12 protein-coding genes are annotated in these 12939 nt (G+C 72.7%); all 12 read right to left on the bottom strand.

Going from position 1 to position 12939, the window contains the following annotated elements:
* Positions 1 to 76: 76 nt before the first annotated feature.
* The 12 genes from pgi to ACGRHY_RS21120 all read right to left on the bottom strand — a co-directional run bounded on the left by pgi (position 77) and on the right by ACGRHY_RS21120 (position 12883).
* Positions 77 to 1732, bottom strand: a complete 1656-nt coding sequence (gene pgi / locus ACGRHY_RS21175) for a glucose-6-phosphate isomerase (protein ID WP_394636901.1) — start codon at positions 1730 to 1732, stop codon at positions 77 to 79.
* A gap of 134 nt (positions 1733 to 1866) precedes the next feature.
* On the bottom strand, positions 1867 to 2202 hold the full coding sequence (locus tag ACGRHY_RS21170) for an RNA polymerase-binding protein RbpA (protein WP_162465822.1): 336 nt from the start codon (positions 2200 to 2202) through the stop codon (positions 1867 to 1869).
* Positions 2203 to 2402: 200 nt separating this feature from the next.
* A complete protein-coding gene (gene secG / locus ACGRHY_RS21165; protein ID WP_394636900.1) occupies positions 2403 to 2639 on the bottom strand; it encodes a preprotein translocase subunit SecG in 237 nt (78 codons plus the stop codon).
* Between the two features lie 150 nt (positions 2640 to 2789).
* On the bottom strand, positions 2790 to 3566 hold the full coding sequence (gene tpiA, locus ACGRHY_RS21160; protein WP_394636899.1) for a triose-phosphate isomerase: 777 nt from the start codon (positions 3564 to 3566) through the stop codon (positions 2790 to 2792).
* 148 nt (positions 3567 to 3714) lie between these two features.
* Positions 3715 to 4917, bottom strand: coding sequence for a phosphoglycerate kinase (locus ACGRHY_RS21155; protein WP_394636898.1), 1203 nt, complete (start codon positions 4915 to 4917; stop codon positions 3715 to 3717).
* Positions 4918 to 5063: 146 nt separating this feature from the next.
* Positions 5064 to 6068, bottom strand: a complete 1005-nt coding sequence (gene gap / locus ACGRHY_RS21150; protein WP_394636897.1) for a type I glyceraldehyde-3-phosphate dehydrogenase — start codon at positions 6066 to 6068, stop codon at positions 5064 to 5066.
* Between the two features lie 266 nt (positions 6069 to 6334).
* Positions 6335 to 7312 (bottom strand): DNA-binding protein WhiA, encoded by a 978-nt coding sequence (whiA, locus tag ACGRHY_RS21145; RefSeq protein ID WP_394636896.1) that lies wholly within the window; start codon positions 7310 to 7312, stop codon positions 6335 to 6337.
* A complete protein-coding gene (locus ACGRHY_RS21140; RefSeq protein WP_394636895.1) occupies positions 7303 to 8322 on the bottom strand; it encodes a gluconeogenesis factor YvcK family protein in 1020 nt (339 codons plus the stop codon). Before ACGRHY_RS21140 ends, whiA begins: the two co-directional genes overlap by 10 nt.
* A complete protein-coding gene (rapZ, locus tag ACGRHY_RS21135) occupies positions 8319 to 9275 on the bottom strand; it encodes an RNase adapter RapZ (protein ID WP_394636894.1) in 957 nt (318 codons plus the stop codon). Before rapZ ends, ACGRHY_RS21140 begins: the two co-directional genes overlap by 4 nt.
* Positions 9276 to 9326: 51 nt before the next feature.
* A complete protein-coding gene (gene uvrC / locus ACGRHY_RS21130) occupies positions 9327 to 11393 on the bottom strand; it encodes an excinuclease ABC subunit UvrC (RefSeq protein ID WP_394636893.1) in 2067 nt (688 codons plus the stop codon).
* Positions 11394 to 11463: 70 nt separating this feature from the next.
* Positions 11464 to 12120: an MBL fold metallo-hydrolase gene (locus tag ACGRHY_RS21125; protein ID WP_394636892.1), complete on the bottom strand. Its 657-nt coding sequence runs from the start codon at positions 12118 to 12120 to the stop codon at positions 11464 to 11466.
* 49 nt (positions 12121 to 12169) lie between these two features.
* The gene (locus ACGRHY_RS21120) at positions 12170 to 12883 is read right to left on the bottom strand and encodes a maleylpyruvate isomerase family mycothiol-dependent enzyme (RefSeq protein ID WP_394636891.1); all 714 of its coding nucleotides are present in this window, start codon (positions 12881 to 12883) and stop codon (positions 12170 to 12172) included.
* Between the last annotated feature and the right edge of the window lie 56 nt (positions 12884 to 12939).

Here is a 12939-nt window from a genome sequence, read left to right as displayed (position 1 = left end):
GGCGGCCCCGCTCCCCGGGAGGGAGCGGGGCCGCCGCCGTGGGCGCGCTGCGGGCCCGGCAGTCCCTTCCTGTGCCTCAGCCCCGGCCGCGCAGCGAGCGGTAACGGGCCACCAGGGCCGCCGTGGAGGCGTCCAGCCCCTCCACCTCGGCGCCCTCGGTCAGCGCGGGCTCGATGCGCTTGGCGAGCACCTTGCCGAGTTCCACGCCCCACTGGTCGAAGGAGTCGATGTCCCACACCGCGCCCTGGACGAACACCTTGTGCTCGTAGAGCGCGACGAGCTGCCCCAGCACCGACGGGGTCAGCCCGGAGGCCAGGATCGTCGTCGTCGGGCGGTTGCCGCGGAACGTGCGGTGCGGGACCTGCTCCTCGGCGACGCCCTCGGCGCGGACCTCCTCCTGCGTCTTCCCGAAGGCGAGCGCCTGGCCCTGGGCGAAGAGGTTGGCCATCAGCAGGTCGTGCTGGGCCGCCAGCGCGGGCTTCAGGTCCGCCACGGGCCGCGCGAAGCCGATCAGGTCCGCCGGGATCAGTGCGGTGCCCTGGTGCAGGAGCTGGAAGTAGGCGTGCTGGCCGTTGGTGCCGGGCGTGCCCCACACCACCGGGCCGGTCTGCCAGTCCACCGGCTCGCCCTGCCGGTCCACGGACTTGCCGTTGGACTCCATGTCGAGCTGCTGGAGATAGGCGGTGAACTTCGACAGGTAGTGGCTGTAGGGCAGCACCGCGTGCGACTGCGCGCCCCAGAAGGCGCCGTACCAGATGCCCAGCAGGCCCAGCAGCAGCGGGGCGTTCTCCTCGGGCGGCGCGGTGCGGAAGTGCGTGTCGACGGTGCGGAAGCCGTCGAGCATCTCGCGGAAGCGGTCCGGACCGATGGCGATCATGAGTGAGAGGCCGATGGCCGAGTCGTACGAGTAGCGCCCGCCGACCCAGTCCCAGAACTCGAACATGTTCGTGGTGTCGATGCCGAACTCCGCGACCGCCCCGGCGTTCGTCGACAGCGCCACGAAGTGCTTGGCCACCGCCTCCCTCCCCGCGCCCAGACCGGCCAGCAACCAGTCCCTGGCGGAGGTGGCGTTGGTGATCGTCTCGATCGTGGTGAAGGTCTTGGAGGCGACGACGAACAGCGTCCGGGCCGGGTCCAGGCCCTGCAGCGCCTCGTGCAGGTCCGCGCCGTCCACGTTGGAGACGAAGCGGACGTCCAGCTCCCGGTCGGTGTAGGAACGCAGCGCCTCGAAGGCCATCGCCGGGCCCAGGTCGGATCCGCCGATGCCGATGTTGACGACGTTCCTGACGGGCAGACCGGTGTGCCCGGCCCACTTCCCGGCCCGCACCGCCTCGGCGAAGGCGGACATCCGGTCGAGCACGGCGTGCACGGCGGGTACGACGTTCTCCCCGTCCACCTCGGTCACGGCGTCGCGCGGGGCGCGCAGGGCGGTGTGCAGCACGGCCCGGTCCTCGGTGGTGTTGATCCGCTCGCCGCGGAACATCGCCTCCCGCAGCCGCGCCACCCCGGTCGCCTCGGCCAGCTCGCGCAGCAGCCGCAGGGTCTCGTCCGTGACCAGGTTCCTGGAGTAGTCCAGGTACAGGTCGCCGACCCGGACGCCGTAGCGTTCGCCGCGCCGCGGATCGGCGGCGAACAGCTCGCGCAGGTGCACCTCCCCCAGCTCCTCGCGGTGCCTGGCCAGCGCCTGCCACTGCGGCATCCGGTCGAGCCTGCCGCGGCCTTCAGCGTTCATCTGGGAAATCAGTCCATTCCTGTCGTACGGACCCCGCCGCGTCCCAACCTAATGGAACGACGGCCCGGCCGCGCGCCCCGTGGGGGCGTACGGCCGGGCCGTCGTGCGCCGTTGTGCGGCCGGTCGACCGGCGTTCAGATCTCCCCGCGGAGCTTGGCCAGCGCCTCGGCGAGGATCGCCTCGCCGTCGGCGTCACTGCGCCGCTCGCGCACGTACGCGAGGTGGGTCTTGTACGGCTCGGTGCGCGGCGGGTCCGGCGGGTTGTCCCGGTCCTTGCCGGCCGGGAAGCCGCAGCGCGGGCAGTCCCAGGTTTCCGGGATCTGCGCGTCGCTGGCGAAGCTGGGTTGGGTCTCGTGCCCGTTGGAGCACCAGAAGGAGATGCGCAGGCGCGGCGCGGACTCGCCTCGCTCGGCCTCCCCCATCGGCCCCGCTCCGACCCGGCTTCCCCGGATCGCGTTGCCACTTGCCACGGTCGTAACTCCCTGCCTTCACGGTGCCGCGGAGCATCGACAGGCCGCTCCGCTGCGGGTGCCCCAGTGTACGTAGGGCCCAACGCGCGTCCACAGACCCGAGTTGCGGCCCCCTTCGGGTCCCGTGGGCGCGAGCCTCATGATAGGCCGGGAAGGCGACACGGCGTCAGAGCGCGGCGGCCGCGGTCGCGCGGCAGGCCTCAGCCGTCGATCTTCATCAGGATGCCGAGCGCCACGATGATGGCGAACCAGATCAGGCCCACCACGACCGTGATGCGGTCGAGGTTGCGCTCGGCGACCGAGGAGCCGCCGACGGAGGACTGCATGCCGCCGCCGAACATGTCGGAGAGGCCGCCGCCCTTCCCCTTGTGCATCAGCACGAGCAGCATCAGCAGCAGGCTGAAGACGATGAGGGCGATGGAGAACCCCAGGATCACGGCTGGACCAACTCTCTCGGACGGATGACGGGAACTGTCGGGACTTGCAGGGTACGGGGCCGGGAAGCGCTGTGCGTGTTCGCTCCCGGCCCCGACAGGGTACGACGTGGACGGCCCGCCGTCACTCGTCGGCGGCGGTCGCCGACGGCCCTACTGGTCGCGGAACCGGACGATCTTCACGAACTCGTCCACGTCCAGCGCGGCCCCGCCGACCAGGGCGCCGTCCACGTCCGGCTGCGCCATGATCGCGGCGACGTTCCCGGACTTCACCGATCCGCCGTACTGGATGCGGACCGCCTCGGCCAGCTCGCGGTCGTACAGCTCGGCCAGGCGGCCGCGGATCGCGCCGCACACCTCCTGGGCGTCCTCGGGGGTGGCGACCTCGCCGGTGCCGATGGCCCACACCGGCTCGTAGGCGATCACGATGCGGGCGGCCTGGTCGGCGGGGATGTCCTCCAGCGCGCCGTCGACCTGGGCGAGGGTGTGGGCGACCTGGTCGCCGGCCTTGCGGACCTCCAGGCCCTCGCCGACGCACAGGATCGGGGTCAGGTCGTGCAGGTAGGCCGCCTTGACCTTGGCGTTGCACAGTTCGTCGGTCTCGCCGTGGTACTGGCGCCGCTCGGAGTGGCCGATGGCCACGTAGGTGCAGTTGAGCTTCGCCAGCATCGCCCCGGAGACCTCGCCGGTGTACGCGCCGGAGACGTGCGCCGAGACGTCCTGGGCACCGTAGCGGATCTTCAGCTTGTCGCCGTCGACCAGGGTCTGCACCGAGCGCAGGTCGGTGAAGGGCGGCAGGACGGCGACCTCGACGGCCTCGTGGTCCTTGTCGTTCAGGGCGAAGGCGAGCTTCTGGACGTGGGCGATGGCCTCCAGGTGGTTGAGGTTCATCTTCCAGTTGCCCGCCATCAGCGGGGTGCGGTTTGCCATGGGTGGAGGTGCCTTTCAGATCTCTCCGCCGCGGCAGCGGCTCGTGTCGCTGTCGCCCGCGCGGCGCGGGGGCGCGGGCATCGTGGTCGTTCGCGGCCCGGCGGCCGCGTGTGCTCCCCCGGTGCGCCGGCAGACCCGGCGCGCCGGATCAGTCCTCCAGCGCTGCGAGACCGGGGAGCGTCTTGCCCTCGAGGTACTCGAGGCTGGCGCCGCCCCCGGTGGAGATGTGGCCGAAGGCCTCCTCGTCGAAGCCCAGGATGCGGACGGCCGCGGCGGAGTCCCCGCCGCCGACGACGGTGAAGGCCGGGCTGTCGATCAGCGCCTGGGCCACGGCCCGGGTGCCCTCGGCGTAGTCCGGGTGCTCGAAGACGCCCATCGGGCCGTTCCAGAAGACGGTGGCCGCGTCGGCGAGCCTGGCGGCGTACAGCTCCTGGCTGCGGGGGCCGATGTCCAGCCCCATCAGATCGCCCGGGATGGCGTCCGCGGCCACGGTGACGGGATCGGAGGGCGCCTTGGTCCTCAGGTCCGGGAAGCCGGCGGCGGCCACCACGTCGACGGGGAGGACGAACTCCACGCCGCGCTCCTCGGCACGCTTGAGGTAGCCCTGGACGGCCGGGATCTGGTCCTCCTGGAGCAGCGAGGCGCCGATCTCGTGGCCCTGGGCCTTCAGGAAGGTGTAGGCCATGCCGCCGCCGACGAGGATGCGGTCGGCGCGCTCCAGCAGGTGGTCGATGACGCCGAGCTTGTCGGAGACCTTCGCGCCGCCCAGGACCACCGCGTAGGGGCGCTCGACGTCGTCGGTGAGCTTGCGCAGGACGCCGACCTCGGTGGCGATGAGGCCGCCGGCGGCGTGCGGCAGCCGCGCCGGGAGGTCGTAGACGGAGGCGTGGCGGCGGTGCACCGCGCCGAAGCCGTCGCCGACGTAGACGTCGGCGAGGGCCGCCAGGCTGTCGGCGAAGGCGCCGCGCTCGGCGTCGTCCTTGCTGGTCTCGCCGGCGTTGAAGCGCAGGTTCTCCAGCACCGCGACCTGTCCGTCGGCGAGGGCGCCGACGGTGGACTCCGCGGACTCGCCGACGGTGTCGGTGGCGAACGCGACGTCCCTGCCCAGCAGTTCGCCCAATCGCCCGGCCACGGGGGCGAGGGAGAACTGCGGGTCCGGGGCGCCCTTGGGGCGACCCAGGTGGGAGGCGACGATCACCCTGGCGCCGGCCTCGGCCAGCTTGCCGATCGTCGGGACGGCGGCGCGGATGCGGCCGTCGTCGGTGATGGCCCCGCCTTCGAGCGGCACGTTCAGATCGGCGCGGACGAAGACCCGCCTGCCCGCGACACCGAGGTCGTCGATCGTCTTCATGGTGTGGCTCCGTGGTGGTCTGCTCGGTGGTTTGCACGGTTGCCGGCCCTGCGGCCGGTCATCGCGAGGCGGGGCCCGCGGGGCGCGTCGTCGCGCCCCGCGAACCCCGCCGCGTCATGTCTCGGCGCTGCTGTCCGGCAGCGTGGTCAGAGCCGCTCGCCGACGTGGACCGTCAGGTCCACGAGGCGGTTGGAGTAGCCCCACTCGTTGTCGTACCAGCCGACGACCTTGACCTGCTTGCCCTGGACCATGGTCAGGGAGGAGTCGAAGGTGCAGGAGGCCGGCCAGTTGACGATGTCCGAGGAGACGATCGGGTCCTCGGTGTACTCCAGGACGCCCTTCAACCGGCCCTCCGCGGCCTTCTGGAAGGCGGCGTTGACCTCGTCCTTGCCGACCTCGCGGTCGAGTTCCAGCACGAGGTCGGTGACCGAGCCGGTCGGGACCGGTACACGCATGGCGATGCCGTCCAGCTTGCCCTTGAGCTGCGGCAGGACGAGGGCGGTGGCCTTGGCGGCGCCGGTCGAGGTCGGGATGATGTTCTCGGCCGCGGCGCGGGCGCGGCGCAGGTCCTTGTGCGGGAAGTCCAGGATGCGCTGGTCGTTGGTGTACGCGTGGACGGTCGTCATCATGCCCTTGACGATGCCGAAGTTCTCGTCCATCACCATGGCCATCGGCGCCACGCAGTTGGTGGTGCAGGAGGCGTTGGAGACGACGTGGTGCTTCTGCGCGTCGTAGGCCTCGTGGTTGACGCCCATGACGACGGTGATGTCCTCGTTCTTGGCCGGGGCCGAGATGAGGACCTTCTTCGCGCCCGCCGCCAGGTGCTTGGCCGCGTCCTCACGCTTGGTGAAGATGCCGGTGGACTCGATGACGATGTCGGCGCCGAGCTCGCCCCACGGGAGGGCGGCCGGGTCGCGCTCGGCCATCGTCCTGAAGGTCTGGCCGCCCACCGTGATGGTGTCGGCGGTGTGGCTGACCTCCTGCTTCAGACGGCCCAGGATGCTGTCGTACTTCAGCAGGTGGACAAGGGTCGCGTTGTCGGTCAGGTCGTTGACACCGACGATCTCGACGTCCGCGCCCTGCTCCAGGAGTGCGCGGAAGTAGTTCCGTCCGATGCGGCCGAAGCCGTTGATGCCTACGCGGATCGTCACGAACCGATCTCCTCGCTAGGTACGCCGGTGCGGACACCGGCGAAGCTGTTTGGGATGTCCCCGACCACCTCCGACCCTACCGCGCCGGGTGCCCGCGAGTGACATCGGCCACCCGCCGCGCGCGGTGTGGCGCACCGGTGGCAGGACGTACCCGCGAGGGCCCCCGGCAGACGTCCCGGGCGCCCGGATCCGCGGCCGCGGGCCGCGGGAGGCGCGGCGCGCGGGGTGGGCGGGGTGGGCGGACGGGCGGGGCTCCCGAGGCCCGCTCAGCCGACCATCTCCTCCGTCAGGTTCGACTCGGTGCCCGGGATCCCCAGGTCGGCGGCGCGCTTGTCGGCCATGGCCAGCAGCCGCCGGATACGCCCGGCGACGGCGTCCTTGGTCAGCGGCGGGTCGGCCAGCGCACCCAGCTCCTCCAGGGACGCCTGCTTGTGCTCCATGCGCAGCCGGCCGGCCGCGGCCAGGTGCTCGGGCACCTCGTCGCCCAGGATCTCCAGCGCGCGCTGCACCCGGGCCCCGGCGGCGACGGCGGCGCGGGCCGAGCGGCGCAGGTTGGCGTCGTCGAAGTTGGCCAGGCGGTTGGCGGTGGCCCGCACCTCGCGGCGCATCCGCCGCTCCTCCCACGCCAGTACCGACTCGTGTGCGCCCAGCCGGGTCAGCAGCGCGCCGATGGCGTCGCCGTCCCGGACGACGACCCGGTCCACACCGCGCACCTCGCGCGCCTTGGCCGCGATCTGCAGGCGGCGGGCGGCACCGACGAGGGCGAGGGCGGCCTCGGGGCCGGGGCAGGTGACCTCCAGGGAGGAGGAACGTCCGGGCTCGGTGAGCGAGCCGTGCGCCAGGAAGGCGCCGCGCCAGGCGGCCTCGGCGTCGCAGGTGGCCCCGGAGACCACCTGCGGCGGCAGACCGCGCACCGGGCGGCCGCGGCCGTCGACCAGCCCCGTCTGCCGGGCGAGCTGATCACCGCCCGCCACCACCCGTACGACGTAGCGGCTGCCGCGGCGCAGCCCGCCGGGGGCCATGACCACCAGGTCGGAGGCGTGGCCGAAGATCTCCAGGATGTCCTTGCGGAGTCTGCGGGCGGCGATGCCGGTGTCCAGCTCGGCCTCGATCACGATGCGGCCGCTCACCAGGTGCAGTCCGCCGGCGAACCGCAGGACGGAGGAGACCTCCGACTTCCGGCAGCAGGTCCGGGTGACGGGTAGCCGGGAGATCTCGTCCTTCACCGCTGCCGTCATCGCCATGGGCCGATCCTTCCATGCATTCGAAAAATCCGGTCGTACGCGGCGGCCAGCAGCTCCGGGTCGTGCCGGGGGGCTCCCCCGGGGGCGGCCACCGGTGCCAGCTCGACCGTGCCGCCGAGGCGCCGGGCGGCGTCGCGGAGGCCCTCCTCGTCGGGCACGGCGGCCCGGTCGGCCAGCACCACGTCGAAGGCGAGTTTAGGGGCGTGTCGGGCCAAAACCTCCAAATGACGCTGCGGGGAGAAGCCGTCGGTCTCTCCCGGCTGCGGTGCGAGGTTGAGCGAGAGGACACGGCGTGCCCTGGTCTCGGTGAGCGCCTGGAGGAGTTCGGGGACCAGCAGATGGGGGATGACCGAGGAGAACCACGAGCCGGGGCCGAGCACCACCCAGTCCGCGTCGAGGACCGCCTCGACGGCCTCGGGGACGGCGGGCGGGTCGTGCGGGACGAGGTGCACCTGCTGCACCTCGCCGGGGGTGAGGGCGACGGTGGCCTGGCCGCGGACGGTGGTGACCTCCCGCGGACGTGCCGGGTCGTGGCCGCGCACCAGGGCCCGCAGCTCCAGCGGGACGGCGGACATCGGCAGCACCCGGCCGTGCGCGCCCAGCAGCTTGCCCACCAGGTCCAGGGCCTGGACGTGGTCGCCGAGCTGCTCCCACAGGGCGACGATCAGCAGGTTGCCCACCGCGTGCTCGTGCAGGTCGCCCCTGCTGACGAAGCGGTGCTGGATGACCCGCGCCCAGGTCTGGCCCCACTCGTCGTCGCCGCACAGCGCGGCCAGGGCCTTGCGCAGATCGCCGGGCGGCAGGACGCCCAGTTCGTCGCGGAGCCGCCCGCTGGAGCCGCCGTCGTCGGCGACGGTGACCACGGCGGTCAGGTCGCGGGTGATCCGGCGCAGCGCGGCCAGTGACGCGGACAGGCCCATGCCGCCGCCGAGCGCCACCACCTTCGGGGTCCCGCCGCGGGCCCTGCGGGTGGTGCCCAGGCGCCGCAGTCTGCGGGTGCGGACGGTCACTCGCGTCCCATGTCCCGGTGTACGACGACCGTCTCGACGCCCTCGGCGGCCAGCCGGGCGGCCAGCTTCTCGGACATCGCCACACTGCGGTGCTTGCCGCCGGTGCAGCCGACCGCGACGGTCACGTACCGCTTGCCCTCCCGGCGGTAGCCGGCGGCGATGAGCTGGAGCAGTTCGGCGTAGCGGTCCAGGAACTCCTTGGCGCCGGGCTGGTTGAAGACGTACTGGGCGACCTCCTCGTTGAGGCCGGTGTACGGCCGCAGTCCCGGCACCCAGTGCGGGTTGGGCAGGAAGCGGCAGTCGACGACGAGGTCGGCGTCGACGGGGAGGCCGTACTTGTAGCCGAAGGACATCACCGTCGCCCGCAGCTCGGGTTCCTCCTCGCCGGCGAACTGGGCGTCGAGCTTGGCCCGCAGTTCGTGGACGTTGAGGGCGGAGGTGTCGATGACCAGGTCGGCGTCGCCGCGCAGCTCGCGCAGCAGGTCGCGCTCGGCGGCGATGCCGTCCACGATGCGCCCGTCGCCCTGGAGCGGGTGGGGGCGGCGCACCGACTCGAAGCGGCGCACCAGGGCGTCGTCGGACGCCTCCAGGAAGACGATCCGGCGGGTGACGTTCTTGGCGTCGAGATCGGCGAGGGACTCGCGCAGGTTGTCGAAGAAGCGGCGGCCGCGGACGTCGACGACGACGGCGATCTTGGCCACGTTGCCCTGCGAGCGGGCGCCGAGGTCGACCATGGTCGGGATCAGGGCGGGCGGCAGGTTGTCCACCACGAACCAGCCGAGGTCCTCCAGGCACTTGGCGGCGGTGCTGCGGCCGGCGCCGGACATGCCGGAGATGATCACCAGTTCGGGGATGGCGGCGGCGCCGTCGCCTCCGTTTCCCGCGGTGTCCGCCACCGCGCCCGTACTCGTACCCGTGCCCACCTGAGCTCCGTCTCCCATGTGTTCGTCCATCGTGCTCTCCCCCGCCCGCCTGTGCGGTTCCGCTTGTCGATCGCCGGTGTCCTACCGGTCTTCCCGGTCCTCCAGGATCTCACCTGTGGCGGTGTTCACCGCCGGAGCGGCCGGAGCCGCCTGCGCCAGGGCCGCGGCGACGGCCTCGGCGGTCTTGCGCCCGACGCCCGGTACCTCGCAGATCTGCTCGACGGTGGCGGCGCGCAGTCGCCTGACCGAGCCGAAGTGCTTGACCAGGGCCTGCTTGCGGGACTCCCCGAGGCCGTGGACGGCGTCCAGCGGACTCGCCTTCATCGCCCGCGACCGCTTGCCGCGCTGGTAGCGGATGGCGAAGCGGTGCGCCTCGTCGCGGACCCGCTGGAGCATGTACAGGCCCTCGCTGGTCCGGGGCAGGACCACCGGGTCGTCCTCGCCGGGCAGCCACACCTCCTCCAGGCGCTTGGCCAGCCCGCACACGGCCACGTCGTCGATCCCCAGCTCGTCCAGGGCCCGTCGCGCGGCGGCGACCTGCGGCTGCCCGCCGTCGACCACGACCAGTTGCGGCGGGTAGGCGAACTTCGGCGCCCTGCTCCCGCCCCGCTCCTCGGCGGGGGCCGGCCCGTCCGCTCCGTCCGGCCCGTCCGCGGCGTTCGCACCGACCGCCCCGTCCGGTGCGCTCCCGGGCCCCTCGCTCCCGGGGCTCTCCCGCTCCTCCCCCGCGGCCCACTCGCCCGTGCGCTGCCTCTCCTGGAGATAGCGGCGGAAGCGGCGGAAGACCACCTCGTGCATGGAGCGGACGTCGTCCTGGCCGGCGAAGCCCTTGATCTGGAAGCGGCGGTACTCGCTCTTGCGGGCCAGGCCGTCCTCGAAGACCACCATCGAGGCCACCACGTCCTCGCCCTGGAGGTGGGAGATGTCGAAGCACTCGATGCGCAGCGGGGCCGAGTCCAGCCCGAGGGCCTCGGCGATCTCCTCCAGCGCGCGGGAGCGGGTGGTCAGGTCGGAGGCGCGCTTGGTCTTGTGCAGGGCCAGGGCCTGCTGGGCGTTGCGCCGCACCGTCTCCATCAGGGCGCGCTTGTCGCCGCGCTGCGGCACGCGCAGGTCCACGGCCGCGCCGCGCCGGCCCGCCAGCCACGCCGCGAGCGGCTCCACCGGGCCGGGCAGGGCGGGGACCAGGACCTCCCTGGGCACGGCGTCGCCGCTCTCCTCGCCGTAGAGCTGCTGGAGGGCGTGCTCGACCAGGCCGGCGGTGGTGACCTCCTCCACCTTGTCGGTGACCCAGCCGCGCTGGCCGCGCACCCGGCCGCCGCGGACGTGGAAGATCTGGACCGCCGCCTCCAGCTCGTCCTCGGCGACCGCGACCAGATCGGCGTCGGTGGCGTCGGCGAGGACGACGGCGTTCTTCTCCATCGCCCGCCTCAGCGCCTCGATGTCGTCGCGCAGCCGGGCGGCCCTCTCGTACTCCATCTCCTCGGCGGCCCGGTGCATCTCCCGCTCCAGACGGCGCAGGTGGGCGCCTGTGCGCCCGGCCATGAAGTCGCAGAACTCCTCGGCCAGGCGCCGGTGCTCCCCGGCGTCGACCCGGCCGACGCAGGGCGCCGAGCACTTGCCGATGTAGCCGAGCAGGCAGGGGCGGCCGATCTGGGCGGACCGTTTGAAGACCCCGGCCGAGCAGGTGCGCACCGGGAAGACGCGCAGCATCAGGTCGACGGTCTCGCGGATCGCCCAGGCGTGCGCGTACGGCCCGAAGTAGCGCACGCCCTTCTTCTTGGGCCCGCGCATCACCTGCACGCGCGGGAACTCCTCGTTCATCGTGACCGCGAGTGAGGGGTAGCTCTTGTCGTCGCGGTACTTGACGTTGAAGCGCGGGTCGAACTCCTTGATCCAGGAGTACTCCAGCTGGAGCGCCTCGACCTCGGTGGAGACCACCGTCCACTCGACGGAGGCGGCCGTGGTGACCATGGTGCGGGTGCGCGGGTGGAGGCCGGTCAGGTCCTGGAAGTAGTTGGCCAGGCGCTGGCGCAGGCTCTTCGCCTTCCCGACGTAGATCACCCGGCCGTGTTCGTCGCGGAACTTGTAGACCCCCGGGGAGTCGGGGATCTCTCCAGGCCTGGGGCGGTAGCTGGAGGGGTCTGCCATGGCGCCCACCTTACTGGCGGCGTACGACACACAGGGCCGGCGGCGGCGCGCCCTGCCGCCGCCGGCCCCGTCACCAGCCGCGTTCGCGCCACTCCGTCAGGTGCGGGCGCTCGGCGCCCAAGGTGGTGTCGGCGCCGTGGCCGGGGTAGACCCAGGTCTCGTCGGGGAGCTCGCCGAAGAGTTTGGCCTCCACGTCGTTCAGCAGTGTGGTGAACGCCCCGGCGTCGCCGTTGGTGTTGCCGACGCCGCCGGGGAAGAGGCAGTCGCCGGTGAACAGGTGCGGATGGCCGTGGGGGTCGTCGTAGACCAGGGCGATGGAGCCGGGGGTGTGGCCCCGCAGGTGGCGGGCGGTGAGCGTGACGCGGCCGACGGTCACGGCGTCGCCGTCCTCCAGGGGCACGTCGGTGGGCACCGGGATGCCCTCGGCGTCGTAGCGCCCGGCGTAGGTGCGCGCGTCGGTGGCCTGGACGACGGTGTCGAGCGCCTGCCAGTGGTCGCCGTGCCGGTGGGTGGTGACGACCGAGCCGATGCCGTCCTCGCCGATGAGGCTCAGCAGGGTGTCGGGCTCGTTGGCCGCGTCGATCATGAGCTGTTCGCCGGTGGCGCGGCAGCGCAGCAGGTAGGCGTTGTTCTCCAGGGGGCCGACCGCGACCTTGGAGATCACCAGGTCGGTCAGTTCGTGGACGTCCGGCGGACCGCCGACCGCGACTTTTCCTGTGTACGGCATGGGTTCTGCGGCTCCTTCCGGAAGGGGGGCGCGGTCGGCGATCAGTGTGTCAGAGGGGCGGCAGCGAGGGCAGGACCGCGCCGGATGTGACGAGTCCGGTGCCGTCGGTGCGGCCCGTGAGCCAGCCGACGAGCGCGGTGGGCGAGCCGGCGACGGTCACCGCCTGCTCCTCCTGTCCGGCCGCGCGGCCGGTGCGCAGGACCCGGCCGTCCTCCACCCTCATCTCCACGGGTTCCACCCCGGGGTGCCCCGCGAACCGCCTGGCTATGTTCTCCAGCTCGCGGTCGGTGAAGGAGGCGGGCATGTCCTGAAGCCCGTATCCGATGCCGAGGTCGACGTGGTGCAACTCGACCTCGATCCGGCGGCGGAAGGGGAGGGATGAGGCGAGGTCGGTGACGCCGTTGCGCAGTTCGACGGTGGCGCCCCACTGCTCGCCGGTGAGCCGGGCCATCGCCTCGTCCAGGCGGGCGGCGGAGGCGCGCAGGTCCTCCAGCTGGGCCGCCGGGGGGCGGGGGGCGCCGCGCTCGATGTCGGCCTCGCGGGCCTCGGCGCTGAGGTACATGGGGCGGCCGGCCAGTACGTTGAGCAGGGCGTCGGCGTTACGGGCGAGGTGGGCGAGGACATGGCCGCGGGTCCAGCCCGGCAGCTTCGAGGGGGCGGCCAGGGCGGCGTCGTCCAGCTTCCGGACGGCGGTCAGGAGGCGGTCGGTGGACTCCCGCAGGGAGGCGGTGTCGGCGACGGGATCGGCGGCGGGCGCAGTCATGATCCAAAGCTATCGCCACCACTCCTTCGGGTGAAGGAGAGGAGGAGGCCCCGTGA

The sequence above is a fragment of the Streptomyces shinuiensis genome (assembly GCF_043660855.1).
GTDB lineage: Bacteria > Actinomycetota > Actinomycetes > Streptomycetales > Streptomycetaceae > Streptomyces.
The sequence above is the reverse complement of the archived record's forward strand: the minus strand, read 5'-3'. Positions and strand labels throughout refer to the sequence as shown.